This is a genomic window from Winkia sp. UMB3158 (genome assembly GCF_030217145.1).
In the GTDB taxonomy this organism is placed as follows: Bacteria; Actinomycetota; Actinomycetes; order Actinomycetales; family Actinomycetaceae; genus Winkia; species Winkia anitrata.
Map to the genome: position 1 here is coordinate 51,783 of NZ_JASONH010000001.1, position 25,377 is coordinate 77,159.

Sequence of the window (25,377 nt, forward strand, 5' to 3'; positions counted from 1 at the left end):
AGGTATGCGGATTAGGAGTATTAAGCCGGAGTTTTGGCGCAGTAGGGACATCACTGCCCTCTCGTGGGACGCGCGGCTGGTTTTCATCGGCCTGTGGTCCTACGTGGACGACAACGGGGTTGGGCGGTTTGACTTGGCTTCGATTGCTGGTGATTTGTTCGTTCAGGATCTTTGCGACAACCCTCGCGACACCCTCGCGAGACTATCGCGAGCATTGCAGCAAATTATTTCAAATGGTCTCGCAGTTGTTTACGAGATCGAAAGCAAGGATTTTATATTCATCACTGGATGGAATAAACATCAGCGTATCGACCGGCCCAATAAGGCGCGGCTTCCACTACCTGACGGTGAGAAACGTCGTCCGACCAGCGACGATGATTTTTCTTCGTGCAATACTCGCGACACCCTCGCGACACTATCGCGACACTATCGCGAGACCCCAGCGACTGGAACAGGGGAACAGGGGAACAGGGGAACAGGGGAATTAATTAACGCTCAACCCCCGAAAGCGTCTGGCTCAAATTCCGGCTCAACCGGCCCGGCGCAAACCGCTAACGCGGTCTTGCGCGACACCCCCACCCCCAAAAATTCTTACCCCGAAGATTTTGAAACCTTCTGGGCCCAATACCCGCTCAAGCGCGGCAAGCGCAAAGCCCTAAAAGCCTTCAAAGCCGCGAAAAAGCGTGCAAGCGCCAAAGAAATCACCCAAGGCGCGGCCCGGTATGCGGCGGACCCTAACCGCGTTGACCAGTTCACGAAGTACGCGGAAGGGTGGCTCAACGGCAACGGCTGGGAAGACGATCCGCTCCCGGCGCGGGCTCCGGTTTCTGCTGCGGAGCGGCGTACCCAAACCCAGCAGCAGATCTGGGATTGGGCGACCAGCCCCGAACCGCTACCGGCGATGCGTCAGGGTGGGCAGCTCACCTACGAGCAGGCCATGGCCCAGGTGGAAGCCAGCGAGCGGAAGCAGGTGACCGATGGCTAGCAAGCAAATGATCGGCATCTGCGTAAACCGGCTTATTTCCGCGGGCGCGGCCTGGGACATGACGCAAGCACCGCAGATCGCTGGCGAACTAAACCGGACCTACCCGAACCTGGCTGACGCGGTCCTCGAAGAGGCGACCACAAGGTTGATCAATTCGGCTCCGGAGTTTATTACTTCGGCGAAATTGCTGGAGTTTGTGCGTCTGGTGCAGAAGGAGGCTTTGGCTCCGCGTGGCCGTGAGGTCCCGAACTTGGGCCCGTCTATGCGGCTCACGCACGAGCAGTACGTGAGGTGGTGGCGTGCGTACCGGGCGGAGTGCCTGGCGGGGGTGCAGCCGCAGGTGGCGAAGGCGAACGCGGATTACATTTTCACCCCACCACGGCCGGACCAGAAGATCAGCCGGGCCGAGTGGGAGCAACTATTCAAGAAAACCAAAAAGTTTGGGCGGCGCGTATGAGCTACTGCCGCCCAAACCTAGACCATGCCGAATAAGCCCGACTGTCAAGGCTAGGACGGCCTAACAGGGTGTCCCGTGTAGGGTTACCTACCCGGCCCCAAAAAAGTCTCTCAAAAACGCTTACAGACAACCTGGAAAGGAAACGTTATGGATTACCCGCCTTTGCGGCTTTCAGCAGAGATCGCCCTCGACTCGAATCGCCGCGTCAAAGACGCACTCGTCCGTATCGAGCGAATCGGCCCGTTTTACCCATACGACAAACACAAGAAAATGCTTGACGACGCAAGTAAAAGGGTCGTTGAGCGTGCGGTCGCCTACTTCGACGAAATCACCAACCTGTACATCGCCCTCGATCAGATCGAAAAAGAAAGGAAACCCAAATGCCGAAACTAACCCCCTGGGACATGCTCGACAATGTCGACGGCATATACTCCCTCGCCCGGAAAACATCACTCCGGATACTTCGAATAACTGAAGGCGGAACTGACGTTACCCACGAGAAAGAAATTTCAGCGGTACTTAAAAGCGCTGAAACTGCCACTATTGCCTGTTGCAAAGTCCTCGAATATATGGATGCGGCCCTCGACATCATAGACAAGAAAAATGGAGATCAAAAATGACCGATAAAGAAATGCTCGCAGCTGAGTTCAATGCAAGCCTAAACGGCTTTTTAAAGCAATTAGATAGGGTGCGCGAATACGCCGCAAACGAGCCCCACCGGATACCTATTGATAATAGTATGAGCCGGAAAGCAGTCCGCAAAGCGTATGCGGGACTGCGCTCATGGGCGCAAGAAATCGAAGAAATGGCCCCCGCTCTTATGTGGTGTGTGAAGAAATGCTGCGACGAACTTAAACGCATAAATACGGAATTTGTTCGCGATCAAAACAAGGAAAGGAACCAGCTATGAATGAACAACTGTCTGCGGCGGAACGCCTCGCATTCCACTTAACCGCACTTGAAAAGAACGGAGAAAACCTCGTCGGATACGTACTCGTGACAGTCTCGCCAGATGACATCAAAATCGCAAGCGCGCATGCGGATATCTCATACGGCGCGCTCGCGGTCGCAGATACCCGCTTTCCCAAAAAAGTGCGCGAACAGATCCTTGAAGTTATCCACAAGGTGGCGTCAAAAGCTATTGCGGAAATTAAAGAAGGAGAAAAATAATAATGCCAGCACGTGTAACAGCAATCGGAAACCTCGGGGCCGACCTGGAGCAGCGTTTCACCCAGTCCGGTAAAGCCGTCGTCACCCTCTCCATCGGGGTTACCCCGCGCCGCAAAGACCAGTCCGGGCAGTGGGGCGATGATGGGCAGCCGGTGTGGCTGAAAGCCACCTACTGGGAGAAAGAAGCCGACGCGATCATCAACACCGGCATTGGTAGGGGCGCGAAAGTCACCATCACGGGCACGTTGGGGATTGAAGCCTATACCACTAAGGATGGGCGGCAAGGCTCCAATCTCGTGCTTAAGCACCCGTCAATGCCGGGGATTATCCCACCAGTAGGTCAGCCGCCACAGCAAGCGGGCGGCTACAACCAACCCCCACAGCCGCAAGGGTCGTATCAGGCCCCGGCCGGCGGGCAACAGGGTGACCCCTGGAGCGTTCCCGACAACCCACCATTCTAAAAGGCGGCAGCATGGTCGAAAGACACCGTGATTGGCCCTCAAAGGATTACTGGTACTACCACCCCTACGAGGCCGCAGAAACACACGCCCCCGGCCACATCCGCCCCTATCCGGGCGAATGTGAACAACCGGAAGAATTCCCAGTCACCACCCGGTACTGCAAAAAATGCTTAAACTCAAAAACAAGAAAGAAACCACACAAACATGAATAACGAAAGCCTCAAGGCACTTCCAGAGAGCGAGCTCTTCAAAAATGCAAATGATACGGCCGCAAACCTTGCAGGTTTAGAAAGAACCTACTTAGCAATTGCGCAAATGCGGTTCTGGCATGCGAAGCAGTATTACATGCTGCCTAAGGAAGAAACAGAAGCCAGTAAACAGCACGGCTTCCGCTCGGACGATTTTACCCAGTGTCTAGAAGACATCGACGACGCTTACGCGCATATTCTCTCGCTGGGAAAAGCCCTAAAAGGAGGTGAAGAAGAATGAGCGCAGAAGAAGCTACCAGAAAAGCGTGGGCCGAGGCCGTCGAAGCAGTATACAACGCTCGTTCCATGCTTGATAATTACCTAGAAAATGAGGACCAGGCCGGAAGTAAATCCACGATCGAACAACGCGACCACCTTGCTTCTGCAAGTGTGGACGCGGAAACCGCCATCACATTCTTTGCCAGTACGGCGCAGAAAATCGACTTCTTCCTTGAGGAAGCCGAACGCATAAAACGCGCTAACGAGGAACTCTCAGACGACGTGGTCATGGTGCCGGCCTGCATCTGCAACGGAAAATTTATGGAGTCCTTCTGGGATGACCTCATCAACCTCTAACCGCACGGTTACCCGCACCTGCGCCGGGTGCGGGCAGCCCATCCAACTAACCAATACCAGCAGCCTCAACCAGACGGACGGCACCCCATGGCCCGTCTACCACTCAAACTGCTACCAAAAAATGAAAGAAAAGGAAAAACAGTGGCTAAATTCCTCGATGACCCAGTAGACCTTCTAAATCAGATCCTTGCTAATACGCGGAAACTTGAGCGGAAAGCAAAAAACGCTCTCCCCCAGAAGGTAAAGAATCATAAAGAAACGCACAGGCAGCTTACCGAGATCGAAAAAAATCGCATGTGCGCTAGCGATGCCGCACTCCGACTATTCAGCCAAGTGCAAGTCGAAACCGATAACGCAAACTTCTACGATCGCGCATACGCCGTCTTACTAGCAGAACGAGACGCAGAAATGGAAGATCATGAGTGCTAATAAAAAGTTTTGGGAGAACCATGCCATGTACCGGCGGCAACTCTCCAACCTCATCAACACGCTAAACGATTTGGACGAAGACGCGTTCACCCGACTCCACGCCCAATACGACGAGCGCGGGCGGCAGATCGAGCACCTAGAGTCAGAAAATCGCAAGCTCAAATCCCGCACCCAAGCCGGGGCCCGCACAGAAAGAATCTCTACTTTCGATAATGATCCCGGCCTGATCGCCGGTGAAATCATTAGCAAAATCAGCAACCAATACTCGCCCCTACTAACCGAAAAGATCTACGCAAAGCTCGTTGAATTCCTCGGCGTATACCCAAAAGAAAGCAGTCAAAATGATTGATCGAATCTTCAAAGTCCTCTTCAAAATCGCCTACCTACTATGCGGGGCGGCAATCCTAACCTTTGCAATAATGGCCTGGCAAACCCACGAGATCAGTTGGCTTGCCGCCTTCATATGGGCGATCCTCGCCGCCTACCTGTACTCCTGCTGGGAGGAGGCAATGCACGAAGCCAATGATAACGCCTACATAGCCGGCTCTCTAACAGCTATCCTCACTCACATTTTGCGAATGCTCGAAGAAGAATACGACGACCAGGAAGAACCGGAAGGCCCAGAGGTGGCAAAAGAAGAAACGGTGGTCGAATGAAAAAACCTGAATGCCCTATCACCGGGGAGCCCCTCAAAAACAGTCGGACCATAAGCGAGAGGGCCGAAGAAATGACCCTCGAAGCCCTCCGCCAGCTCCCAGGGTTGCACGAGAACGCGTTGCAAGCCGCATACCGGCTAGTAAAACCCAGGGCGCAAGACAGCGGGAGTGGTGGGAGTGATCCGGCAGAAAGGCTCCCCTACAACCCGGAACTCGCAACGAAAGTACGTGTTGCTGAGGGCCCGCTTTTCCTTCTCGCGAAAAAGCTAGGCCCCGCAGAGCGCGGCTACTTCCACACTACATGCGAGATCCTCGCGGACCAGCTCCCAAACCTGATAGTCAAGGAGGAGGCGGCAGTAATTGCAGAGCAAGTGCGCACCTCGTACATGATCCTGGAACGCGTCGCAGACCTGCCATTAGAAAAATACTTCTACGGCACCTGCGACGCGGCCACCGGACCACACGAAACCCTTTGTGAGAAGGCGATCTACGCTCCTAAAGGGCGCAGAACCGTTACCTGCCCTAAATGCCATACCGCGCATGACGCAGGGCGGCTTTTAGAGCAAGCGCACAAAAAGTTCAGCGAATACGCTCTAACAATTCCCCACATAGTACGGTTATTGGACTCGACGGCTGCTGGCCCAAAGGTGAAGCTAAAAACCGTGTACAAGTGGGCTGAAAGAGGCAAGCTGAAACCGGTGCGCCGAAATCATGATGGGTTGCTGTACTCGGTTGCCCAAGTCCTCCGACTTGCAGAAAACCATGTAAAGTAAGTCTTGTTCGTTGCGCTTTGTGCGTGGTAGATATCCGAACAAAAATGGTTTGGGACCGTACGATCTTTTTTGGGTTGTGCGGTCCCAAAACTTTTAACCGCGTGCACCTGAAACCGGTTTGACAAGACGGCGAAAGTGTCGAACACTTGTTCTATAGGGTTGCCACCGAACCGCGAAGCGGACGTGATGGCACCCCATTTTTTATGTTCTTCCACCACTCGGACTAGCTTGCTGGGGATACGATAATGTCCGAACTGGTGGATTCTAGAGAGGAAGTCTGCGGCTGTTTTTGTTCCTTTCCGGCCGCGCCCTCTCTCCTCGAAGCCCCGCCCAAAAAACATTTTGGCGTGATTTTGCTTGTTTCGCACGCCCCCATTTTTGGGCGGGGCACCACATACTCCCTTCCCCCTAACACCGTTTTTAGTGACCGCTGTGGCAACCCCAGGCAAACACGACTAAAAATTGTGGGCAGTTCGCCCCAGTCCGGCACTAAAAAAGAGGTTAGGCGGGAGGGGTCCTACGCCCGCGCCCCGGCCTATTAGCCAACCAGTGGCGGATTGATTCCTCGGACCAGCCGCGCGCCTGTGTTTCCAACCCAACCAGGACCTCAGGTTCAGGAAGCATCCCCTTATACACGTAGGATCTGAGGGTCCCTACAGTTACTCCCGCCAAGGCGGCAACATCCGACACGGACAAATACTGTTTCGACATCAACGACGCACTCCTTTTGAAACGCATGGGCGGGAAGGAACGCAAAGGCTCTTCCCGCCGGAATTTGTTAGTCTTCCTCACGGGCATCAACGCCCGCTTCGTCATTAGCATCGGAGATAGCCTCAAACGGGGCCATGTAGGGATCCCAGTCGAAGCTGTTTGCCGCTTCGTAAAGATCCCCTAGGAGCGTCCCGGTCTCGTCCTTGTCGCCAAGGTCCAGGCCTGCCGGGTAGTAGACCTCGTAGTCTGCGTAAACGCTTGCCCCATACTTGGAGGCGATCTTATCCAGGTGGGCAGTGTAGGCGGCTTCGGCCTTCTCGCTCATTTCCTTGCGCTGTGCGCTGGTGATATTGAGCTCGTTAGCAGGGTCTAGGTTGACCCCCTCAACGGCGTCGGTGATGAAGAAGTTCGGGCGGATCGAGTAAGTGGTTTCAGCAGTCATTTGTTCTCTCCTTTCCTTGCTGACACTAATAGTATACTATGGTTCCACAGTATTAGGCAAGCCCCCACATAGTGAACCACGCCACATAAAAATAGCTTGCTAATGCTACCCAACCCTAGTATTATTAAAGAGTCAAAAAAATAAAAGACCCCGCAACTGCTGGAACAGTCCGGGGCCAAGGTTCGCTACCAAATGAAACTGAAAGGAGCAGCGAACATGAACCAGGCTACCACAACAAACCCATTCAAAAAAGGCGACATCCTCGCAGGAGCCGCAGGGCGCGACGGGGCCGAAACATGCTTCTGCAGGGTAGAAAAAACCACCCCCAAAATGGTTTACCTAGTACAACTCAAACCCCGAAAAGTCGAAGATTTCAGCCGCGACCTCGAAACCGTCGCACCCACCGAAGAAGTCGAAGACCCCACCCCCCGCCGCTTCAAAATACACGGGCAAGACGGGGAAAGCGCCCCCTACATTCTCCACCACGCCGCGCTAGCCGTCCTCAAAAAATGGAGCGGGCTACCCCTCATCCAATCCCGCAACTAACCATTACCAAGGCGGGGCCAAAGCCAAGGCCCCGCCCCCCACTCAAAGGACACGAAAATGCCAATAAAATTCAAGCAAGCAGGGTCACAATGGCCCACAAGCCAAAAAATCCGCGAAAACTACGCCAACCAAAACCAAACCCTCATCCTCTCATTCAGCAGAGGCAAAGACTCACTCGCAGCCTGGCTAGCCATGCTCGACTCAGGAATCAAACCCGAAAACATCCACCCCATCTACTACTACCGCTGCCCAGACTTAAAATTCAGCGAAGAATCACTCAAAAAATTTGAAGACTACTTCCAGCAACACATCACCCGCTACCCCCACCCCGCCCTACTCGCACAACTCTACGGATTCGACTTCCAACCCATAACCCGAATACCCGTAATCGCAGCAGCAGGATTTGAACCATACCAATACCAAGACCTCGAAGAAATCTACCGCAACGAACACGGCCTCGACGACAACACCTACGCCTGCAACGGCGCACGCGCCGCAGACGGAATCAGCCGTCGCACCTACATGAAAAAAACAGGCCCAATCACCCACTCAAAACAAAAAGTCGCAATCATCTGGGACTGGACCATCCAAGAATGCTACGACCGCATAAACCAAGCCGGGATCAACCTCGAAGAATACTCACCCGACTACAAATGGTTCAAAAAAACCACCAAAACCGGCAAACCCATAAAACACTCCGGCCGCACCTTCGACGGCATCGCCGCCCAATTCCTCGAACCACTCGAAAAATACGCCCCCGACGACTACCAACGCTTCCTCGAATGGTTCCCCCTCGCAAAATACGAAAACATGCGCCACCACCTACCCAAACCCGAAAACAACTAAAGGAGCACCAAATGAGCAACCCACTAGACGCACTCAACCAAGCACGCCGCGCCGTCCGCCCCCCAATCGACCTCGACGCAGTACGCAACCCCAAACCCGAATACCCCGACCCAACACAAAACCTACCCGAACAACCCGACCTCGAAACCGCCATCAAAGAAGACTTCAAAGCGGTAAAACGCGCCTTCCAAGAACAAGACGAATCCCAAAAAAACCAATTCAAAAACCTCTACAACTCCCACTGGTACTACACCGACGTATACCCAACCTTCGAACACTGCGAATACTCAATGGCAATACAAAACCGCCTCCTCGCAGTAAACGAAAAACAAATGGGCCAAGGCTACTACCGCAACGGCCTCTACCTCATAAAAGCCTTCCAAGCCCTCGCAAAAGAACTCGGAATAGATATAAGCGACATCCCCAAACCCACCGACTAACCCCAAACCAACCACAACTACCACCCCACCCACAAACACGGGTGGGGCAACCCCGTTAAGGAGAAAAAATTGAGATCACTCAAACGCGCAGGCATGAGAGCAGCAGGACGCGCCGCACGCGCAGCAGCCAACACCATACTCAGACACACCCGCGCCGAAAACCCCTTCCACCGCGCCGCCCAAAAAGTCAAAGCAGGAGCAGGCTACCTAGCAAAAACAGGAAGAACCCGCGTCAAATAACCACAACCGAAGGAGGACCCCATGAGCCAACCCACCAAAAAGCCGGCAGGATCGGTAAAAAACGTGGGCACCAAAAACAAGGCTGAAGAAGCAAAAGCCCGCGCCGCTAAACGCGCTGCCAAAACGCAACGCGCCCTCGAACGCGCGCAACGCCGCAAAACAGTTTTTGACCTTAGGCTCATGGGGCAATCCGTCAACGCTATCGCCGAACAAATCGGGGTAAGTAAATCCACCGTAATGAAAGACCTTGAGGCTGTTCTTGACACGGTCCCCAAACCGGACGCGAAACGCCTCTACACGCTCCAGCTAGAACGCTACGACTCGCTTCTAACCGTAATGATGACCCAAGCCCTAGGTGGGGACCAATTCGCCGTTGACCGGGCAGTGAACATTATGCGGCAGATCGAACGCCTAACCGGCATTGAACAACCCAACACAGAAGACCTAGCCACAGATAACGCCCTCGCAGCCCTAAGAAGTCTTTCCGAAACCATCCAAAACATCACCCAGAAGGAGTAAACCCGCCGTGGACGACCAGAAAAACACCCTCGTCTGGTCGCCCAAACAGGCCTACGCCATCGCCAACTGCAACGGCCGCGCCAACATCTGGCAAGGCGCAGTCAGATCAGGAAAAACATTCTCATCCATCCTCGCCTACTGCATGAAAATAGCCACCTGGGACGGCCCCGGCGTACACGTCATAACCGGCAGAAACAAAGACAGCATTTTCCGCAACTTCTTCACCCCCATAATCTCCACCCCCGAACTAGCCTGGCTAGCCAAAGCCATCAACTACAGGCAAGGCGCACCAACCGCAAAAATACTCGGCAAACCCGTCAGCATAGTCGGAGCCAACGACCAATCAGCAGAAACAAAAATCCGCGGCGCAACAGTCGCCCTAGCCTACGCAGACGAAGTAACAGTCCTCCCAGACTCCTTCTTCCGCATGCTCCTATCCCGCCTCAGCCTAGACGGCTCCCAACTACTCGGAACCACAAACCCCGACAGCCCCTACCACTGGCTCAAAACCGACTACCTAGACCGCCTCGACGAACTCCACGACTGGAGAAACTTCAACTTCACCCTCGACGACAACCCCGCACTATCCGAAGAATACAAAGAATCCCTAAAAGCCGAATACACCGGCCTCTGGTACAAACGATTCATCCTCGGACAATGGGTAGCCGCCGAAGGCGCAGTCTACGACATGTGGAACCCCACCGAACACGTCATCCCCTGGGAAAACATTCCCCCAATCCGCCAAACCCTAGCAGTCGGCATGGACTACGGCACAACCAACCCCACAGACGCAGTAATGCTCGCTTTGGGTGTAGACGACAGGTTATACGCGGTAGACGAATGGCGGGCAACCAAAACCCAAGGAAACCTCACAGACGCGCAAACCTCAGAACAATTCCGCAACTGGTTGTACCAAACCCGCCACCTACCCGACAGGCACTACAACAGGGACAAATACGCGGACCGGCCCCGACATATCATCGTCGACCCCGCCGCAGGCTCATTCAAAGTCCAACTCTACGAAGACGGCCTAAGAAACATTAGAAACGCCGACAACAACGTCGCCTACGGCATAAAACTAGTCGGCTCACTCCTATCCGAGGGAAAACTCAAAATAAGTAACCGGTGCAAATGGTTACTAAAAGAATTCCCCTCCTACGTGTGGGACCCCAAAGCCACAGAACAAGGCCAAGACAAACCAATCAAGGCCAACGATCACGCGTTAGACGCACTACGGTACGCACTCGTCACCACAGAAACCTTGTGGCGGCGCGCAACAAAATAAGGGAGGCCACTAATGGCAGCAATAACCGCCGGGGCGATCTGGCCCCCCGAAAACCTCGCAACCATCCGCCGCGACATGAACGAATGGGAAGCCTGGTGGGTAGGAGACCCGGCACGCCTAGCAGCCACCACCAACACCAACACTAGGAGCAAGGGCGGACTATTCCGCCGCCTCATGTTCTGGGGCAGGCACAATAACAGGCCCGAAGACCGGCCCTCACGAGCTGACCTACATGTCCCCCTAGCCGCTGACATTTGCGAAACCAGCGCACAACTACTCTACGGAAAGCCCCCACAGCTCACCGTAAAATCCGAGGACGGCAACCCCCCAACCCCGACCGGGCGGCGCGTCAACGAATATGTTGAAGACGGCCTACTCGACCAGCTCGTACAAGGCGCAGAAACAGGGGCAGCCTTAGGTGGTAGGTTCTACCGTGTTACCTGGGATAACACCCATTCCCGCCCGTTTATTACCACTGTGGACGCGGATCAAGCAATCCCCTACTTCTCATGGGGAGAACTAAAACAGGTCATTTTCTGTTACGACCTGGAAGATCCCAACCCTACGATCGGTTCAGGGCCAACCACTTATTGGCGGCACCTCGAAACCCACTACTTAGACGAAAATGGTAACGGGCGTATCCGTCACGAACTTTACGAGGGCACCAAAACCCAGTTAGGTTCTATCCGCCCACTAGTAGATCACCCCACTACCGCACCACTAGCCACACAGGTAGACGCAGACGCGACCATAACCACCGGCATAACCCCCGGCCTATGCGTAACCTACTTCCCGAACCTGACACCTCAACGCAGATGGCGGGACCTAGCAGCAGGCCGCGACCTTGGTCGCTCAGACCTCGACGGGCTAACCGGCCTACTCGACGCGTTAGATGAAACCTGGAACGCGTGGATGCGCGACGTGCGCCTCGCTAAAGCAAGGATCATCGCACGTAAAGACATGCTTGAAGACAGGGACGGTAACCCCACCTTTGATCTTGACCAAGAAGTCTTTGAGGGCGTAGAAACCCTAGGCAGTATTGGGGAATCCTCACCCCTCCAACCGGTCCAGTTCTCAATCCGGTTTGCTGAACACGCAGCCACCATTGACAAACTTGTCGCCAATATTATTCGCAGTGCCGGGTATTCTCCTGCAACCTTTGGGGAGCAGGAAGTCGGCGTGATGACCGCAACCGAGGTCAGAGCCAGAGAAAAAGCCACGCTCACCACCAGGGATCGGAAAATCAGGTTAGAACAACCCCGCTTGGAAGATCTCCTAGTCAAAATGCTCACGATTGACGCGGATGTTTACGGCACTAAGGGCCTAAACCCTGACGAAGTCGATGTTGCGTTCCCTGATATTGCGATTGATTCCCCCGAGGCGGCAGCCTCTACCGCTTCCACGTTGGCGGCAGCAAGGATCGCGTCTACAGAAACCCTAGTTGCGATGGTCCACCCTGATTGGGACGCAAAAGCGGTCGCGGAGGAAGTCGAGAGGATCAAACAGGATTCGCCCCTAACTTCTCCTGACGCTTGGAGGCCACCCCAGTTAGAGGCAGACGAACCAGAAGAATAGTAGGGCGGTGACCGTTAAATGCTTGACCCTGCGGAGGCTCGCCTATGGGCTGAAGAAATAGCAAGCCTAGTCGCCTACGTGGAAGCCAGATTATGTAAGAGTATTGCGCGCACCGTGTGGGCAGACATGGGCGCGTCTTCCACGGATGTGGCCCGGCTAGCGAAGGTCGCCACAGTAAGAGCCGAACTGGAACGCCAACTTGGTAGGGGCTGGCAGCGGGTAATACGGCGTGCACAGGAAGTCCTCAACATGGCTAGGGATGCAGGGCAGGGCCAGGCCGTGAAAGACCTTGCCAAAGCCGGCTACCCCACAATATTCCCTACCGTGCAGGCGGCAGCCGTAGAAACCATAGCCGCTGACCTGATCGCCCATCTTTCGCAGATCCCACCAATAGCTTTACGTGAGGCGGTTGACGTGTATCAGCGGATTATCTCCCGCCCAGTAGCCAGTGTTACTACCGGGGCGGAAACCCGGCTGAAAGCCACACAGGGCGCACTAAACAGTTTCGCCCGCCATGGGATAAGCGGATTCACTGACAAGGCCGGTAGACGGTGGCACATGGACACGTACGCAGAAATGGCCACACGCACAGGGGCAACGCACTCACTTGTTTACGGGTGGGCAAACACAATGACAGTTAACGGTGAAGATCTCGCCCTCGTTTCTGATCACGCGTTCGAGTGCCCAATGTGCGCGCCGTGGGAGAACCAGGTAATAAGCCTAACCGGCCAGTACAAGGGGCGCGTAAGCGTACAGCACGCCACACGGGAAGACCAAACAGTCACGGTAAACGTGAAAGGCACCCTCGAAGAGGCAAAACAGGCGGGCCTATACCATCCGAACTGCGGCCACACCATGCGCCTATTTTTACCAGGCATAACCAGGCAGGCCCGCCCACAGCATGACCCAGCCAGGTATGAAGCCTCACAAAAACAGCGGGCTTTGGAACGCGAAATCAGGAAACAAAAACGCCTTGAGGCCGTGAACATGATCGGCGACCCAACCCCGGCGCAAACAATCCGCGAGTGCCAAAAACAGATTCGTGAACTCACCGCTAAATATGACTTGCCACGCAAACGCGTGCGAGAGCAGATCAAGAAAGCACATTAACCCAGGAGGTTAAAATCATGGCAGAAGAAACCCAGGCCGAACAGCAGGGGGAAGCCCAGGAGACTACCCCTACCCCGGCAGACGTCCCCAACCACACCCCGCAAGACAAGGGTAAGGAAGAGGCCCCGCAGGGGGAGTTGGCTAAAACCAGGCGTGAAGCCGCCCGGTATAGGGTGGAACGTAACAAGGCCAACGAAAAGGTTGAAAAGCTCCAGGCCGAAATGGGTAAGTTTGACAAACTCACCCAGGCAATAACTACTGCTCTAGGCATAACTAAAGACGGTGACGAAACCCCAACGGTGGAAGACCTTACCACCCAGCTTGAGGCTAAAGACGCAGCCAACAAGAAGATCGCCACCGAATACGCCGTTTATAAGGCAGCAGCGAAGGCAGGGGCAAACCCGGACCGGCTTCTAGACTCTCGCACATTCACCAACACCCTAAATGACCTCGACACTACCGACACGGAAGCAGTCGAAGAACACATTAAGACTTTCATCCAAAAGGATGACTACTACCAGGCACGGCCCCAGGCGGGCCAATCAACGGTAGAACACGCACCTGCCAGGAAGCAGGGCAAACCAAAAACAGTTGAAGACCTCAACTATTTGTACAAGCACGACCCAACCGCATACGCGGAAGCGGTCAAAAACTTCTAAGCAGGAGCAACCAAATTGGCAAACAATGACGCACGAGAAAACACAACCCTCACTGGGGATCTAATCATCCCTGACGTGTGGGCGGACCTAATCCAGGCCGAATTCACCCGCAAAAGCGCCCTCCTAGGCACCCCCATTGTCGTGACTGATGACCAGCTCGCAGGCCAGCCCGGCGACACGGTCACATTCCCCAAATGGACAAAGCTAGGGGAAATGCAGGAAGTCCAGGAACTGGAAGAACCCCAGCTCGGTAAGCTCTCCCAGACCAAGACCCGCGCTAAGATCAAGGGCGTTGGTTCTGGCTACCAGTTCACCGATGACGCACGCCTAATCGGCCTCGGAGATATCCAGGCCGAAGGCACAAGGCAGCTTGGTATCCGTTACGCGGAAAAGGTAGACGCTGACCTGATCAAGGCCGCTATTGACGTTGTGCCGGCTGACAGGCAGGCAGGCCTAGAAAAGTCTGAGGCGAAGAAGTACGACGATCAGAAGGCCACCGGTTTTTCTTGGGGCCTGTTCGTTGATGCTATCGCCTCCCTAGGCGACCAGTGGGACCCCACCCGGTACACGTCCCTGATTATCCGGTCTGAGGCGCAGGCTGCTCTAATGAAGGATGACCAGTTCATTAACGCTTCTAAGCTGGGCGCGACCACCCCGCTTCTTACCGGGCAGATTGGTGTACTCGCAGGAGTCCCAGTACAGGTAGTGAATTCCATCCCGGAAAACACCGCCCTTCTGGTAAAGCCGGGCGCGCTCGCTCTGAAGTACAAGCAGCGGCCCACCATTGAAACCGAAAGGGTGCCAGGTAAACGCCTGAACCGGGTGTGGTTCCATTCCAAGTACGCGGCCGCACGCAGGGATGATAACGGTGTTCTCGTTATTACCCATAAAGCACCAGGTACGGCGGCCTGACATTAATACTGGGTGTGGGTTTGTCTTATTGGGGTGGCAAACCCACACCCTCCCCCACTCTCTTTCTTTTTGGAGTCGTGATTATTAGTGCGAACAATCCTAGATGAGGAAACCCGGAACCTCGTACACCAGGTAATACGGAATGTGGATCATATTAGTGATGCGATACAGCTTGCTGAAAACCTCGTACTCGCTTATATCAAGGGTAAAAGTGGGGATTTCTCTAACAGTACGCTGACTAGTGCGGTTGTCGCACAAATCCAGCACTGGGAAAACAACCATATTGACCCGTCTACTGAGGCGTGCAAGGTTGACCTTAAGAAGGTGCGGTCCGCTTCCCTGAATGGTGGGTCAATCACCTACGATGACCAGGCAGAACAATTGAAGGCCCGAGTCGAAACAACGACCAGCCTTTGCTTACTTGCGCGTCTGATCCTTGATCAAGCCACCACAGGAAAAATGAAAATACAGGTTGTCGGATGAGTATTCTTGATCTTTTCCCTACTACACCAGTGAAGGTAAAAAAACCTGGCGTTTATGGCCCCTACGGCCCCGGCAATACCACTACGCGACAAACAGAAGGGATGGTGTCCTGGCAGCAAACCAAAGTAGTCACCAAAACGGGGGATGAAGCTTTAGCGGCTGGCACTGTGGCACTCCACCCAGACATTCAGGTTACTACCGAGGACACCGTAGTCATTGAGGGAACCGAGTATGCGGTACTTAGCGTCGAATATACGCGCCCCGAAGGTAACAGTGCTTTCCCTGATGTAGAAACCGTACATTTTGGGGGCCACCAGCAGGAGGACCACAATGGGTACTAGTCTTACCTGGAACGGGGCTGAACTATTAGCGGCAGTAAACGCGGGCGCACGGGTCGGATTGAATAAAGCCGCTGAACATTTACGCGGCGTATCTCAAGCGCAAGCCCCTATTGATGAAGGCATTCTACGTGCCACAGCCTCAGTCACCGTAGACAGTACCGGTTTGAAGGCCGCAGTCTCCTACGACACTGTTTACGCGGCCAGACAACATGAGGAACTTACATGGCGGCACCCTAAAGGCGGCAACGCCAAGTACTTAGAAAAACCCGCCCGTGAGGAAGCCCAAACAATGGTTGATCTGATCGCAGCTGAGGTTAGGAGGGCAACATGAGGCCCGGAGGTACCGCAAAAGACTTGCAGGAAACCCTCGCGAGACTGTTAGCAGACGCGGCAGTCGCAGAATACGCGGAACAGTACGACCAGCTTAGTCTTCCGCCCGTGTTTTTTAATCGTTTCCCACCTAAACCAGATACAGCCATCCTGATCACCGTGTATGACCGGCTACCTGTCAGGAATCCGAATCTTGAAGGGTGCAGGGTGTGGAAAGTACAAGCCCGGTGCAGGGCCAGGGTAAGCGCGGCCCCGCTTGCAGAAGCCGTCGAGGACGCTCTCGTTGGGGACCAGAAAGCCCCCAATATCGCTCATGTTTCAGAGCCAACCCGGCTACCTCTAGGCCCGGACCAAACCGGCCGTGATGAACTATCCCTCAATTTCACTATTGTCACTAACCACTGAAGGAGAAAAAGAAGATGGCAGAAAATGATGTGAAGAACGCCAAGCTTGGCATGTCTTACGAGTATGGTCTAGATGTTGATCTGGCCTACCCGGAAGAAACTCCAAATTGGCAGCCCCTCAGGTTCGCCACAAAGATCGCCCCGGATGCTGATCCTAACGAGAAGGACGCGGCAACCTATGATGACCTCGGAGCAGACCACCCGATTAACGTGGGCGATAAGTGGTCTGTTGACCTGGAAGTACGCCAGTACAGGCTACCGGATGGGTCTTACCTTCCGGAGATTGAAAAGTTCCGTAACGCGGCCATGCCTGGTAAGCGGGGTAAAGAAGCAACCGTTCATGTTCGTTACTATGACAAGCCTGCTGGTGGGCCGGGTAACCCAACAGAAGCATACGAGGGCCTGGTAACGGTCAAGTTTAATCGTGGTGCGGATGGTGTCGCCGATATTGGTGGGCACTCTATCAAGTGCAAGGGCCTAGGCCCGCGTACCCCTATTAAGAATCCTTGGGACGGGAAAAAGCTTAATACGCCTGCCACGCCGACGGTAACCCCGTCCGGCCCCGAATCACACTAACCAATTCTTTTTCGCGATGGAAGGTAAACCCCAATGGCAACAACTAATCTAACCGCCTACCTGCCCAAACCGCTCACTATCAACGTTGGGGACTGGACGCTTGTTAGTCCGGTCCCCTCTGTTGAAGTGGGGAAAACACTTACTGCCTACCAGGCGGCGCTTGCTACCGCCACGCAGCGCACTATTGATAGCGGTAACGCTGATAAAGCCACCGAGTACACGGTCGAAGCCCTGAATGAGGCTGGTCTGGACCCTGATTTGAACTTGACTGGGCTGTTACTCGATAAGAACACTGTGGACGCGGCGGTAAAGGCTGGCATCCCGGCAGTGGTTTTGGATATGGCCGTACAGTACGCGTTCACGTATTGGATTATGGGGGCTGAGGCTGCTGAAGCCCTAGTGAAGGCTGAGTACGGGGTAGACGAAAAGAGTAATACGTCGGCCCCAAAAGGCCGGAAACGCTCGAAGAGTGGGAAAAGTACGGGATCGGGCAAAAAGACCCAGTAACCGGCCTTTACGAAGACTATGTTCTACCGTCTGAGCTTAGGGATCCTGTACAGCCGAAGAATACGGTCACATGGGGCCAGTTGATGGAAGTGTGGGAACTAGTCCAGGCCGATCTAGCTAAGGTTTATGGTTTTGTTGAGCCTGATCTTGCGGGTCGGCCTTGGCCCTGGTTCCAAAACATTGTGTTCTCCCTGTTGAACACGGACGGCACAATGGTAAGAGAGCACTTCACACCCAATGAAGGCTAGTCTCCGAAGTAGCCGAGTTGCGCACATTGCCTCCCAATCTCGTTAAGAGCCTGGGCTAGATCCAACCTCGTACCGGCTTCACCGTAGGGGTCCTCCTTGGCGGCCACAGCCTTCTTCAGGCCCACCTGTATTGCCTCAGAGAGTCCGCGGCTTTGCGCTTGTCGTTGAAGCCCTATAAGACGGTACCCTAACATTTCGTGCAGATTACGCACGTCATCCACGGCAGAGGGATTACTACCCCCTAAAGCCTCCACGTATCGCGGCGAGACCTCAGAATCGTACCAGTTCTGCGTCCGGAAGTAGTCGTTACAGGCGTTCCGGTCGCGTTCTGGGTCCTGTTTCTCCTCCTGCGCCTGGGAGGTTTTAGCGGCCGTATCGTTTGATGGTTCCCCCGAAGCGCACCCACAAAGCGCGGTCAAACATGCCAAAAAAGCAACACCAATTTTTAATCCTTTTTTCATAAAACAAATTTTAGACCCCCTGGGAGGCCCGTTGTGGCGTTTAATGTTGGAACCCTAACCGCAACCCTTGAAATTGATGACTCAAAATTCAAGCAGGGTCTAAACAGTGCGGAACAAGGATTCAAAAAGACCGGTGAAGCCGCTTCCCAAGCTGGTCAGAAAGCAGGAGAAGCAGCAGGCCAGGCTGGTGAAGCCGCTAAAGCAGCCGGGCAGGCCGGAGAAGCCACCGAAAAAACAGCTAACCGGGCTTCCACGGCTATGGGCAAGCTTAAGAGCGTGGGTAAGGTTACCGCTGCCGCGTTCACAGCAACCGCTGGTATCGCTGGCACCCTAACCGCGAAAATTGTTCGCCAAGGCGTAGCATTCAATGCCCTCGAACAAGGCTCGCGCGCCGCGTTGAAAACATTCCTCGGTGACGCGGGCAAGGTCAATAAGCAGATGGAACAGCTAAACGACCTCGTCCAACAGTCCCCGTTTAGCAAAGGCGCGTTCATCCAAGGCCAGCAACAGCTACTTGCTTTCGGTATGGAAGCTAAAAAGGTTGTTCCCACCCTGAAGGCTATACAAGACGCGGTAGCAGCCGCAGGCGGATCTTCACAGCAACTATCTGATGTGACTTTCGTTCTCGCGCAGATCCAGGCAGCCGGGAAGATAACCGGCCAGGATTTGATGCAGCTTGGTCAGCGGGGTATTAACGCCGCTGAGCTTATCGGCTCACAAATGGGCAAAACCGGGGCACAGATCCGCCAAGAAATTAGTAACGGGTCCCTGGATGCGACCAAGGCTATAGACATGCTAGTTGCGGGCATGTCAGAAAAATTCGGTGGGGCCGCAGCTAATGTTAAACAGACTTGGGAGGGCGCAACCCAGCGTGTGAGCGCGCAGGTGCGTAACCTAGGCGCAAACCTAACAAAATACCTAGTACGCCCCACCGGCGGGGGCGACCTCGTCAAGTTTATTGGGGCCGTAGGTGACACTCTCGCTACTACAGCGAAACAGGCCGACCGGTTCGCTAACCTTACTCACACGCGTGTAAGTAAAGTCTTTGACGGGATGACTAACGCGGTCCGCGAAGTCAACAAATCCGTTGCGACCTTTGACCTGTCAAAGATAACTGGCGCGGTGGACCAGTTAGCGGGCAAAGGGCCAGCAATTGCCGGTTTTGCCGCTAGTTTCGCAACTATTGGCCTAAAGTCTGTGCCAGGCCTGAACATGCTGTTGGGTGGTATTAACCCGCTTATCCCGGCTATTGGCGCGATTATCGCGGCCTCTCCTAAGCTACGTCAGGGCTTAGGGGAAGCGTTTAAAGCGGCGGCCCCGGCTGGGCAAGCATTAGGCCAGCTTGCCGTAATTGTTGCAGACTTAGGCACGAAACTAATTAATGCTGCCGCGCCTGGGCTCACAGCGTTAGCTAAAGCCGGTGCGGAACTGTTAAACCATTCCATCCCGTTAGCCGTGTCATTAGCACAAATGACTGAAGCGTTTGTGCCACTGGTTACTGCCGCATCAAAAGTTGTTGAACTCTTTACGAAGCTGCCAGAACCAATCCAAGCAGGCATTCTCGCTATGGGTTTAATGCGAGGCCATACCCAGGGCCTGGTTGATGCTTTCGGCGGCATGGTAGGAAAGCTCACGAGTATTACTGGGGCCTTCAAGGGTAGCGTTAGTGGCCTTAGTGGGTCACTTAAGAGCGTTGGCGGCGCAATTATGGGCGCGTTTGGCGGGCCTGTAGGGTTAGCTGTGGGCGCTGTCGCTGCCCTCGCTGGGGTTATCGGCACCTTCTACTTGAACCAGCAGAAGGCCAATAAAGAGACTGCGGACTTCGCGCACGAGTTGAATCAGGCGGCTGCGGCTGCCGATGGTAGCGCGCAAAAGCTCGTAGCTAATAAGGCCCAGCAGGATGGCATGTTCGAGGCAATTAGCCGGGTGAATAGGGCTAATAAAGACGCGAACCTTACCACCCAGGAACTAACAGCTGCTATGGCTGGTAACGGTGATGAAGCTAAACGGCTTGTTGAACGGTACCAGCAGTTGTTAGACGCACGTATTAAATCGTTGCAGGGTATGGACCCGCAAGCGATCGAGCATGATCCGCAAGTGCGAGCCTTACGCGAACTAATTGACTGGACAAATAAAACGGTTGAAGCTCGGGATAAGGACGCGAAGAAAGCTAAAGAACAGAAAGACGCGGTCACCGATAATACGGAGGCGTTGAAGAAAGAAACGCAGGCCCAAATGGAAAACGCCAGCCAGAAGCGGGCCGCGATTGATGCCGCGTACGCCTTGCAGGACGCGCAAGACAAGGTGAACCAGGCGGTCTCCAATGGGGCGCGAATCCAAAAAGACGCTAACGGCCAGATTGATATTACTTCCGCTGCGAACCGGAAAGCGATTGAACCATTATCAAGCATGATTGACGCGTATAACCGCCAGTTGGAGCAGTTGCAGAAAACCGGGCACTCTCAGCAGGAGTTGAATGAGAAGATAAACGCGGGCCGTAATTCCTTCCTCCAGGCCGCACAGGCAATGGGCTTAAATAAGGCTGAGGCAGAACAGCTCGCAACCCAACTCGGCATGATGAAAGACATCAAGGCTATTGATGTGAAAGTCCGGGTCGGTGTGGGTAAAGCCAAGAAGGACATTTCCCTTTTAGAAGTGTTTGCGGCAGCGCCAGTGGATAAACCTATCAATGCGACCACTAATGAGGCTAAGAATGCGATTGACCGGCTGAATATTCTGGCTGAGAAGGGTGTTATTAAGCCTATCGACGCGAACACGCTCAAGGCGATGGCAAAAGACGGCACCCTCAACAAGCTCATAGAACAGAACCGCGTAAAACCGATTGATGCGAACACAATCAAGGCAATGGCGAAAGACGGTCAGCTCAATAATCACATTAAGCAGGTCGTAACGAAGCCTATTCACGGTGACGCGTCCCACGGGCACGCACAGGTTCGTAACCTGAATCAAGCAGGCAGAGCAAAAGTATCTAAGCCGGTTGATGTACACCAGGCCCGCAACTGGGGCGCAACCCTGCAAGGCTGGTGGAATAGCATAAAAACCACTTTCTCAGCTGTCGTAGGTATTGAAACCAAACTCTCCAGGCATGCTAACGGGGATATTCTCCTACCTTACGCGGCTGGGGGCATGGTCAAATACTTTGCGTCTGGTGGCAGGGAAAGCCACGTCGCACAAATCGCCCCGGCGGGGGCATGGCGCGTGTGGGCAGAACCAGAAACCGGGGGCGAATCCTACATCCCCTTGGCCAGGTCAAAGCGGAAACGCTCCACCCAAATCCTTGCGGAAACTGCGGACATGTTCGGCTACAACCTGGTCGCTAAACCTAAAAAGTTCGCGGACGGGCGCGGCCCCGGCGGCCCATATGAGAACCCAGGCGGGGTAACCCAAATATTCAACATGGATATCAAACTGAACTCGGACAGGCTTCCCAACCAGGACGAAACGGACGAGTTCGGGCGCGCTCTCATGTGGTATTTGAAGGGGAATACGCTCGCGTCTAACCAGATAGTTAGGAGCATCTAAGTGTGGGATTCTAGGTTTACTCTGTCGGCTCCGGGCGTGGAATACACGTTCGGGGCCGGGACGGGGGCGAAGATCGCGTCTACAAAACCAGCTGGCATTGAGCGTGAGACTAAACGCCAGCTACGGGGAGATGGGCGCGGCTACCACCTACAAAAGGACCTGTTAAAGCCGGGCGTGTGGGAATGGGACCTAATCCTATTCGAGCACGAGGGGATCACTCCGAGGGGACAGTTAGACAGGTTACAAGGGGCTTGGACTGCCGCCCGTAAAAGCGGCGAGACTGCCCTCCTCCGGTGGGACTCTGACGAGGACGAAAAACTCATTATTGGCAGGCCAGGCAGGTTACAAGCTAATGACCTAAACGTGGCTGAACGGTGGGGTTTTATCCGCGTCGCCGTCCAGTTTGAGGCCATGACAAACACGGTGATGGGCGGGTATGAGAAACAGGTTACGACCGTATCAACCCGCCCACTCCCCTCAGAGGGTTTCGTATTCCCCTTAGAGTTTCCCCTATTCTTTCAGCATTCAACGCACCGTTCTCAAAATGTTGTGCTGGCAGACAACCGGGGGACGGTAGACGCGCCCGCTAAGGTCCGCTTTTACGGGCCTTGCGTGCACCCGACAGTAACAATTGGACGAACAAACGTTCGACTGTTAGGCCAATTACGTAAGGGCGAAACAGTAACGGTTGACCCCTTCAATAAGACCATTTTGGATAATTCAGGCCGATCCCGACATGACATGCTCGACCCCTGGACCCCCCTATCCGAGCTAGTAGTCCCACCTGGTCTAACTGAGGTCACAGTCAAAGCCGATTACGGCTCCTATGAAAAAGTTGTGGGCTCAGTTTATTGGCGTGACACGTGGCCCGCCTAAACAAAATGTTGAACACCCATTTTTTAGATTGAGGTTATAGTAATGCTCCAGAATGTCCCCGCCTATATTGGTGTTGAGAACGTTCCACACACTGATGAAGTTGCCCGCGCTGTCTCCTACTTTGCGACCCCCATTAATGGTGTGGCCTTGGGGGATCATTTCGCGGTGACAGCTACAGACCCGGCGACACCTTCCGTATATGTTGCGCCAGGCGCGGTTAATATTGTTTCTACTTATCCTGGGCATACAGGCCGTGAGTCTTACGTTGCGGTCAATGATGCGTCAGGGGAAAAAGTAAATATTCCCCCAACCGCAGGGAGCCCGCGCCGTGACTTGCTCGTTGTAGAAATTGAAGACACGAAATATGCGACCCCGTCTGACGGGTTGGATGATGTGGCCGCATACCAGTATGCGCGGTTCCGGCTTGTACAAGGCGTGTCAAAGGATCAGGTTGACGCGCGGCTGCGTAATCCTCATTATGTAATTGCGGCTATTGACCAGCCCGCAAACAATCAGACGATCACGTCTAATATGATCCGCCAGCTACAAAAGCCCGCCCGTTCCCTACGGCTAACCGATCTGACGGTCACTAAACCCACCTACGATATTGACTTCCCGGAAATGAACACTCGGTACAAGTCAGTAACCCACGTTGGCGTTTACGTGCCTAACTGGGCTTGCTCCTGCATTGTTGAAATAAACCTATCTGGGGTGAAAATCGGCCTTTACAGGGGTGTCCTAAAAGCAGGTACGCGCGCGTTCCTTACTGACAGGTTCGGCGACGGGCACATCCCCGCCGAGCATATGGGCGAAAACTCAATCATCGTGCAAGAAGCAATCCAAGGCCCAATGAGTTGGAACCAGCGACAAACACATTTTGTTGCCGATCGGTTCGACGTTCGCAAGTTCCGTAATAAGAACTGCATGGTCGGCATGGCCGGGCTCATGTCATCGGGTGGGAAAGTCACCCTGGACTACCAGACTATCGGAACAATCAAGTGGACTTTTATCGGCTAAACATAAGGGGGTAAGCGCAGTTGGAACTACTACTGCAAGCATTACCGGGTAATCGTCTCGTACAAGTCCCCGCCCCAGTGACTCACGTGAAGATCACAAGGTCTTTGAACGCGCCATCCCGGTGCACCTTCCAGTTTCCTTTGAAAACTTTGGCTACCAGCCTAGGGGAATTACGTCCTTGGGGGACTGCCGCCTGGCTGATTGAGTCCGGGCAGGTTCGCGGGGGCGGCATTATCACTGAGCTTGATGATGAGTCCCCTAACCTGAAGGTTGAGACGGTGGGCGTGTCTGCCTACCCGAAGGGAATGGCCTGGACTGACAGTAAACGGGATTATGTTTCCGCTGACGTTTTGGACGTGTATCGGGAACTTTGGGGCGTGCTCCAGTCTAAACCGGACGGTAACCTGAACGTCACTTTTTCCCCTATGAAAGCCGGGGTGACTATTGGGAAGCCTGGTCGAGTAGAGAAAAAACGCCGCCTAATTAAAGGCGGCACGCGCACCGAAACCTACAAGGTAAACACTAGTAGTTCTAATGCGGAGGCGGAACGGCAAAGACTCGTTGCCGTTGCCCGCTCTTGGATAGGGGTCCCTTATGTTTGGGGTGGAGAATCACGCAGGGGCGTTGACTGTTCCGGCCTCACCAAACTCGTATTTGGCCAGCTTGGCTATTCCCTACCACACTATTCAGGGTCGCAAGCCCAAATGGGTAAGGCTGTGTCAAAACCACTGCCCGGCGATCTGGTGTGCTGGCCAGGCCATGTTGCTATTTATACGGGTGGCGGCAGGATCATTCACGCACCCTACCCTGGCAGCACAGTAAGAACCGGGAGTGTCTGGTATCCGTGCCGTTTCCGCCGCATTCTCACCGGCAAGGGCACAACCACTAAAACCGTGACTAAGAAGAGGACAGTTAACACGCCTGACAGGTGGGTTACAGATGTTACTAATATTCCGGCTGAACCCTACACAATAGCCCCGTGGGAAGTAGACGACATTGGCCGCGTCCTTGACGAGATGATTTCACAGGCCGGGGTTGATTGGGTCGAACGCTCCTACAAAGGTAAAAACGGTACGGTAGAACATCGCATTGATTTCGGGCGGCCTATAGGGGCAAAAAAGCTTAATGTTCGTTTAGAAATTGGTGTGAATGTGGCTGAAATGCCCGATATTTCCTACCACAGCGCGGATTATGCTTCGGAGATTGTCGGCTGGGGTCCCGGTGAGGGTGACGCGAAACTACGCACCGCCCCTATCAGGACAGGCGCGAAAGGCTTACGCCGCGTCCGCAAAGTATCCCTACTACGCAACAATAGCGTTGATTCCCTAACCAATGCGACAAGGCAAATAGCCCAACAGGTTTCACAACAGATGAGAGTACGCCGGTTCCTCGTGAACCAGTCGGATTGGTGCCCTATAGGGTCCCTAAATGTTGGGGACTGGGTGCCCATAGTGGGTGTCACTGACTGGCAGAAAGTCGCCCAGTGGGTGCGCATCATGCAGATTGAAGAAGACGGCGACACGGGCAGCGCGGTTATTACTACAGAATAGG

General features: G+C 54.2%; 35 protein-coding genes. 32 read left to right on the forward strand and 3 right to left on the reverse strand.

Annotation, left to right across the window (positions count from 1 at the left end; translation table 11 throughout):
• Window positions 1–4 precede the first annotated feature (4 nt).
• The 13 genes from QP400_RS00285 to QP400_RS00345 all read left to right on the forward strand — a co-directional run bounded on the left by QP400_RS00285 (window position 5) and on the right by QP400_RS00345 (window position 5,755).
• A complete protein-coding gene (locus QP400_RS00285; protein WP_053086199.1) occupies window positions 5–985 on the forward strand; it encodes an LvrA C-terminal domain-related protein in 981 nt (326 codons plus the stop codon).
• Window positions 978–1,442 (forward strand): hypothetical protein, encoded by a 465-nt coding sequence (locus QP400_RS00290; protein ID WP_048707098.1) that lies wholly within the window; start codon window positions 978–980, stop codon window positions 1,440–1,442. Before QP400_RS00285 ends, QP400_RS00290 begins: the two co-directional genes overlap by 8 nt.
• Window positions 1,443–1,589: 147 nt before the next feature.
• Complete coding sequence (locus QP400_RS00295) at window positions 1,590–1,835, forward strand: hypothetical protein (protein ID WP_048707097.1); 246 nt, start codon at window positions 1,590–1,592, stop codon at window positions 1,833–1,835.
• Complete coding sequence (locus QP400_RS00300) at window positions 1,823–2,062, forward strand: hypothetical protein (RefSeq protein ID WP_048707095.1); 240 nt, start codon at window positions 1,823–1,825, stop codon at window positions 2,060–2,062. Before QP400_RS00295 ends, QP400_RS00300 begins: the two co-directional genes overlap by 13 nt.
• On the forward strand, window positions 2,059–2,352 hold the full coding sequence (locus QP400_RS00305) for a hypothetical protein (protein WP_048707094.1): 294 nt from the start codon (window positions 2,059–2,061) through the stop codon (window positions 2,350–2,352). Before QP400_RS00300 ends, QP400_RS00305 begins: the two co-directional genes overlap by 4 nt.
• Entirely contained in the window at window positions 2,349–2,612 is a 264-nt protein-coding gene (locus tag QP400_RS00310; protein ID WP_048707093.1) for a hypothetical protein, read from the forward strand. Before QP400_RS00305 ends, QP400_RS00310 begins: the two co-directional genes overlap by 4 nt.
• 2 nt (window positions 2,613–2,614) lie before the next feature.
• Complete coding sequence (locus QP400_RS00315; RefSeq protein ID WP_048707091.1) at window positions 2,615–3,073, forward strand: single-stranded DNA-binding protein; 459 nt, start codon at window positions 2,615–2,617, stop codon at window positions 3,071–3,073.
• 204 nt (window positions 3,074–3,277) lie between these two features.
• The gene (locus tag QP400_RS00320; protein WP_048707089.1) at window positions 3,278–3,562 is read left to right on the forward strand and encodes a hypothetical protein; all 285 of its coding nucleotides are present in this window, start codon (window positions 3,278–3,280) and stop codon (window positions 3,560–3,562) included.
• The gene (locus QP400_RS00325) at window positions 3,559–3,897 is read left to right on the forward strand and encodes a hypothetical protein (protein ID WP_048707087.1); all 339 of its coding nucleotides are present in this window, start codon (window positions 3,559–3,561) and stop codon (window positions 3,895–3,897) included. The genes QP400_RS00320 and QP400_RS00325 overlap by 4 nt, the downstream gene beginning before the upstream one ends.
• A gap of 141 nt (window positions 3,898–4,038) precedes the next feature.
• Entirely contained in the window at window positions 4,039–4,326 is a 288-nt protein-coding gene (locus QP400_RS00330) for a hypothetical protein (protein WP_048707086.1), read from the forward strand.
• Entirely contained in the window at window positions 4,316–4,675 is a 360-nt protein-coding gene (locus tag QP400_RS00335; RefSeq protein ID WP_048707084.1) for a hypothetical protein, read from the forward strand. The genes QP400_RS00330 and QP400_RS00335 overlap by 11 nt, the downstream gene beginning before the upstream one ends.
• Entirely contained in the window at window positions 4,668–4,982 is a 315-nt protein-coding gene (locus QP400_RS00340; protein ID WP_048707082.1) for a hypothetical protein, read from the forward strand. Before QP400_RS00335 ends, QP400_RS00340 begins: the two co-directional genes overlap by 8 nt.
• A gap of 71 nt (window positions 4,983–5,053) precedes the next feature.
• Window positions 5,054–5,755 (forward strand): helix-turn-helix domain-containing protein, encoded by a 702-nt coding sequence (locus QP400_RS00345; protein ID WP_141739495.1) that lies wholly within the window; start codon window positions 5,054–5,056, stop codon window positions 5,753–5,755.
• 501 nt (window positions 5,756–6,256) lie between these two features.
• On the opposite strand, the gene QP400_RS00350 is transcribed toward QP400_RS00345, so the two are convergent.
• Entirely contained in the window at window positions 6,257–6,466 is a 210-nt protein-coding gene (locus QP400_RS00350) for a helix-turn-helix transcriptional regulator (protein ID WP_048707079.1), read from the reverse strand.
• Window positions 6,467–6,533: 67 nt separating this feature from the next.
• On the reverse strand, window positions 6,534–6,908 hold the full coding sequence (locus tag QP400_RS00355; RefSeq protein ID WP_048707077.1) for a hypothetical protein: 375 nt from the start codon (window positions 6,906–6,908) through the stop codon (window positions 6,534–6,536).
• A gap of 192 nt (window positions 6,909–7,100) precedes the next feature.
• Between QP400_RS00355 and QP400_RS00360 the strand changes: the two genes are divergently transcribed.
• The 15 genes from QP400_RS00360 to QP400_RS00430 all read left to right on the forward strand — a co-directional run bounded on the left by QP400_RS00360 (window position 7,101) and on the right by QP400_RS00430 (window position 17,681).
• Complete coding sequence (locus QP400_RS00360) at window positions 7,101–7,454, forward strand: hypothetical protein (protein WP_152681713.1); 354 nt, start codon at window positions 7,101–7,103, stop codon at window positions 7,452–7,454.
• 192 nt (window positions 7,455–7,646) lie between these two features.
• Window positions 7,647–8,300, forward strand: coding sequence for a hypothetical protein (locus tag QP400_RS00365; protein WP_152681712.1), 654 nt, complete (start codon window positions 7,647–7,649; stop codon window positions 8,298–8,300).
• 11 nt (window positions 8,301–8,311) lie between these two features.
• Window positions 8,312–8,740, forward strand: a complete 429-nt coding sequence (locus tag QP400_RS00370) for a hypothetical protein (protein ID WP_048707072.1) — start codon at window positions 8,312–8,314, stop codon at window positions 8,738–8,740.
• Window positions 8,741–9,001: 261 nt separating this feature from the next.
• A complete protein-coding gene (locus tag QP400_RS00375; protein ID WP_048707070.1) occupies window positions 9,002–9,499 on the forward strand; it encodes a hypothetical protein in 498 nt (165 codons plus the stop codon).
• 7 nt (window positions 9,500–9,506) lie between these two features.
• Window positions 9,507–10,784, forward strand: coding sequence for a PBSX family phage terminase large subunit (locus QP400_RS00380; protein WP_048707068.1), 1,278 nt, complete (start codon window positions 9,507–9,509; stop codon window positions 10,782–10,784).
• Between the two features lie 12 nt (window positions 10,785–10,796).
• Window positions 10,797–12,359 (forward strand): phage portal protein, encoded by a 1,563-nt coding sequence (locus QP400_RS00385; protein ID WP_285462428.1) that lies wholly within the window; start codon window positions 10,797–10,799, stop codon window positions 12,357–12,359.
• An 18-nt stretch (window positions 12,360–12,377) separates the two neighbouring features.
• Window positions 12,378–13,469 carry a phage minor capsid protein gene (locus QP400_RS00390; protein ID WP_048707064.1) on the forward strand — a complete coding sequence of 364 codons (1,092 nt, stop codon included), beginning with the start codon at window positions 12,378–12,380 and terminating at the stop codon, window positions 13,467–13,469.
• Between the two features lie 17 nt (window positions 13,470–13,486).
• Window positions 13,487–14,128 (forward strand): hypothetical protein, encoded by a 642-nt coding sequence (locus QP400_RS00395; protein ID WP_048707062.1) that lies wholly within the window; start codon window positions 13,487–13,489, stop codon window positions 14,126–14,128.
• 15 nt (window positions 14,129–14,143) lie between these two features.
• Window positions 14,144–15,040, forward strand: coding sequence for a phage major capsid protein (locus QP400_RS00400; protein WP_048707061.1), 897 nt, complete (start codon window positions 14,144–14,146; stop codon window positions 15,038–15,040).
• Between the two features lie 144 nt (window positions 15,041–15,184).
• Window positions 15,185–15,523 (forward strand): hypothetical protein, encoded by a 339-nt coding sequence (locus QP400_RS00405; protein WP_141739494.1) that lies wholly within the window; start codon window positions 15,185–15,187, stop codon window positions 15,521–15,523.
• Window positions 15,520–15,864 carry a hypothetical protein gene (locus tag QP400_RS00410; protein WP_048707058.1) on the forward strand — a complete coding sequence of 115 codons (345 nt, stop codon included), beginning with the start codon at window positions 15,520–15,522 and terminating at the stop codon, window positions 15,862–15,864. The genes QP400_RS00405 and QP400_RS00410 overlap by 4 nt, the downstream gene beginning before the upstream one ends.
• On the forward strand, window positions 15,854–16,195 hold the full coding sequence (locus QP400_RS00415) for a hypothetical protein (RefSeq protein WP_048707057.1): 342 nt from the start codon (window positions 15,854–15,856) through the stop codon (window positions 16,193–16,195). The genes QP400_RS00410 and QP400_RS00415 overlap by 11 nt, the downstream gene beginning before the upstream one ends.
• Entirely contained in the window at window positions 16,192–16,599 is a 408-nt protein-coding gene (locus QP400_RS00420; protein WP_048707055.1) for a hypothetical protein, read from the forward strand. Before QP400_RS00415 ends, QP400_RS00420 begins: the two co-directional genes overlap by 4 nt.
• Window positions 16,600–16,613: 14 nt before the next feature.
• Window positions 16,614–17,174: a phage tail tube protein gene (locus QP400_RS00425; protein WP_048707054.1), complete on the forward strand. Its 561-nt coding sequence runs from the start codon at window positions 16,614–16,616 to the stop codon at window positions 17,172–17,174.
• A gap of 33 nt (window positions 17,175–17,207) precedes the next feature.
• A complete protein-coding gene (locus tag QP400_RS00430; RefSeq protein WP_048707052.1) occupies window positions 17,208–17,681 on the forward strand; it encodes a DUF7426 family protein in 474 nt (157 codons plus the stop codon).
• Between the two features lie 244 nt (window positions 17,682–17,925).
• Here the strand turns inward: QP400_RS00430 and QP400_RS00435 are convergent, their stop codons facing one another.
• Complete coding sequence (locus QP400_RS00435; RefSeq protein WP_070454423.1) at window positions 17,926–18,390, reverse strand: hypothetical protein; 465 nt, start codon at window positions 18,388–18,390, stop codon at window positions 17,926–17,928.
• Between the two features lie 33 nt (window positions 18,391–18,423).
• On the opposite strand from QP400_RS00435, the gene QP400_RS00440 reads away from it, so the two are divergent.
• The 4 genes from QP400_RS00440 (at window position 18,424) to QP400_RS00455 (ending at window position 25,376) form a co-directional block, all read left to right on the forward strand.
• Complete coding sequence (locus QP400_RS00440; RefSeq protein ID WP_048707049.1) at window positions 18,424–21,933, forward strand: tape measure protein; 3,510 nt, start codon at window positions 18,424–18,426, stop codon at window positions 21,931–21,933.
• Complete coding sequence (locus tag QP400_RS00445; RefSeq protein WP_048707047.1) at window positions 21,934–22,809, forward strand: phage tail family protein; 876 nt, start codon at window positions 21,934–21,936, stop codon at window positions 22,807–22,809.
• Window positions 22,810–22,851: 42 nt separating this feature from the next.
• The gene (locus tag QP400_RS00450; protein WP_048707045.1) at window positions 22,852–23,826 is read left to right on the forward strand and encodes a hypothetical protein; all 975 of its coding nucleotides are present in this window, start codon (window positions 22,852–22,854) and stop codon (window positions 23,824–23,826) included.
• 86 nt (window positions 23,827–23,912) lie between these two features.
• The gene (locus QP400_RS00455; RefSeq protein WP_285444853.1) at window positions 23,913–25,376 is read left to right on the forward strand and encodes a C40 family peptidase; all 1,464 of its coding nucleotides are present in this window, start codon (window positions 23,913–23,915) and stop codon (window positions 25,374–25,376) included.
• Window position 25,377: the final 1 nt, after the last annotated feature.

What these genes read in the sequence shown, in the direction of transcription:
- QP400_RS00285 (WP_053086199.1), top strand. Translation starts at nt 5, where the DNA reads ATGCGGATTAGGAGTATTAAGCCGGAGTTTTGGCGCAGTAGGGACATC.
- QP400_RS00290 (WP_048707098.1), top strand. Translation starts at nt 978, where the DNA reads ATGGCTAGCAAGCAAATGATCGGCATCTGCGTAAACCGGCTTATTTCC.
- QP400_RS00295 (WP_048707097.1), top strand. Translation starts at nt 1,590, where the DNA reads ATGGATTACCCGCCTTTGCGGCTTTCAGCAGAGATCGCCCTCGACTCG.
- QP400_RS00300 (WP_048707095.1), top strand. Translation starts at nt 1,823, where the DNA reads ATGCCGAAACTAACCCCCTGGGACATGCTCGACAATGTCGACGGCATA.
- QP400_RS00305 (WP_048707094.1), top strand. Translation starts at nt 2,059, where the DNA reads ATGACCGATAAAGAAATGCTCGCAGCTGAGTTCAATGCAAGCCTAAAC.
- QP400_RS00310 (WP_048707093.1), top strand. Translation starts at nt 2,349, where the DNA reads ATGAATGAACAACTGTCTGCGGCGGAACGCCTCGCATTCCACTTAACC.
- QP400_RS00315 (WP_048707091.1), top strand. Translation starts at nt 2,615, where the DNA reads ATGCCAGCACGTGTAACAGCAATCGGAAACCTCGGGGCCGACCTGGAG.
- QP400_RS00320 (WP_048707089.1), top strand. Translation starts at nt 3,278, where the DNA reads ATGAATAACGAAAGCCTCAAGGCACTTCCAGAGAGCGAGCTCTTCAAA.
- QP400_RS00325 (WP_048707087.1), top strand. Translation starts at nt 3,559, where the DNA reads ATGAGCGCAGAAGAAGCTACCAGAAAAGCGTGGGCCGAGGCCGTCGAA.
- QP400_RS00335 (WP_048707084.1), top strand. Translation starts at nt 4,316, where the DNA reads ATGAGTGCTAATAAAAAGTTTTGGGAGAACCATGCCATGTACCGGCGG.
- QP400_RS00340 (WP_048707082.1), top strand. Translation starts at nt 4,668, where the DNA reads ATGATTGATCGAATCTTCAAAGTCCTCTTCAAAATCGCCTACCTACTA.
- QP400_RS00345 (WP_141739495.1), top strand. Translation starts at nt 5,054, where the DNA reads ATGACCCTCGAAGCCCTCCGCCAGCTCCCAGGGTTGCACGAGAACGCG.
- QP400_RS00350 (WP_048707079.1), bottom strand. Translation starts at nt 6,466, where the DNA reads ATGTCGAAACAGTATTTGTCCGTGTCGGATGTTGCCGCCTTGGCGGGA.
- QP400_RS00355 (WP_048707077.1), bottom strand. Translation starts at nt 6,908, where the DNA reads ATGACTGCTGAAACCACTTACTCGATCCGCCCGAACTTCTTCATCACC.
- QP400_RS00360 (WP_152681713.1), top strand. Translation starts at nt 7,101, where the DNA reads ATGAAACTGAAAGGAGCAGCGAACATGAACCAGGCTACCACAACAAAC.
- QP400_RS00365 (WP_152681712.1), top strand. Translation starts at nt 7,647, where the DNA reads ATGCTCGACTCAGGAATCAAACCCGAAAACATCCACCCCATCTACTAC.
- QP400_RS00370 (WP_048707072.1), top strand. Translation starts at nt 8,312, where the DNA reads ATGAGCAACCCACTAGACGCACTCAACCAAGCACGCCGCGCCGTCCGC.
- QP400_RS00375 (WP_048707070.1), top strand. Translation starts at nt 9,002, where the DNA reads ATGAGCCAACCCACCAAAAAGCCGGCAGGATCGGTAAAAAACGTGGGC.
- QP400_RS00385 (WP_285462428.1), top strand. Translation starts at nt 10,797, where the DNA reads ATGGCAGCAATAACCGCCGGGGCGATCTGGCCCCCCGAAAACCTCGCA.
- QP400_RS00390 (WP_048707064.1), top strand. Translation starts at nt 12,378, where the DNA reads ATGCTTGACCCTGCGGAGGCTCGCCTATGGGCTGAAGAAATAGCAAGC.
- QP400_RS00395 (WP_048707062.1), top strand. Translation starts at nt 13,487, where the DNA reads ATGGCAGAAGAAACCCAGGCCGAACAGCAGGGGGAAGCCCAGGAGACT.
- QP400_RS00410 (WP_048707058.1), top strand. Translation starts at nt 15,520, where the DNA reads ATGAGTATTCTTGATCTTTTCCCTACTACACCAGTGAAGGTAAAAAAA.
- QP400_RS00415 (WP_048707057.1), top strand. Translation starts at nt 15,854, where the DNA reads ATGGGTACTAGTCTTACCTGGAACGGGGCTGAACTATTAGCGGCAGTA.
- QP400_RS00420 (WP_048707055.1), top strand. Translation starts at nt 16,192, where the DNA reads ATGAGGCCCGGAGGTACCGCAAAAGACTTGCAGGAAACCCTCGCGAGA.
- QP400_RS00425 (WP_048707054.1), top strand. Translation starts at nt 16,614, where the DNA reads ATGGCAGAAAATGATGTGAAGAACGCCAAGCTTGGCATGTCTTACGAG.
- QP400_RS00430 (WP_048707052.1), top strand. Translation starts at nt 17,208, where the DNA reads ATGGCAACAACTAATCTAACCGCCTACCTGCCCAAACCGCTCACTATC.
- QP400_RS00435 (WP_070454423.1), bottom strand. Translation starts at nt 18,390, where the DNA reads ATGAAAAAAGGATTAAAAATTGGTGTTGCTTTTTTGGCATGTTTGACC.
- QP400_RS00450 (WP_048707045.1), top strand. Translation starts at nt 22,852, where the DNA reads ATGCTCCAGAATGTCCCCGCCTATATTGGTGTTGAGAACGTTCCACAC.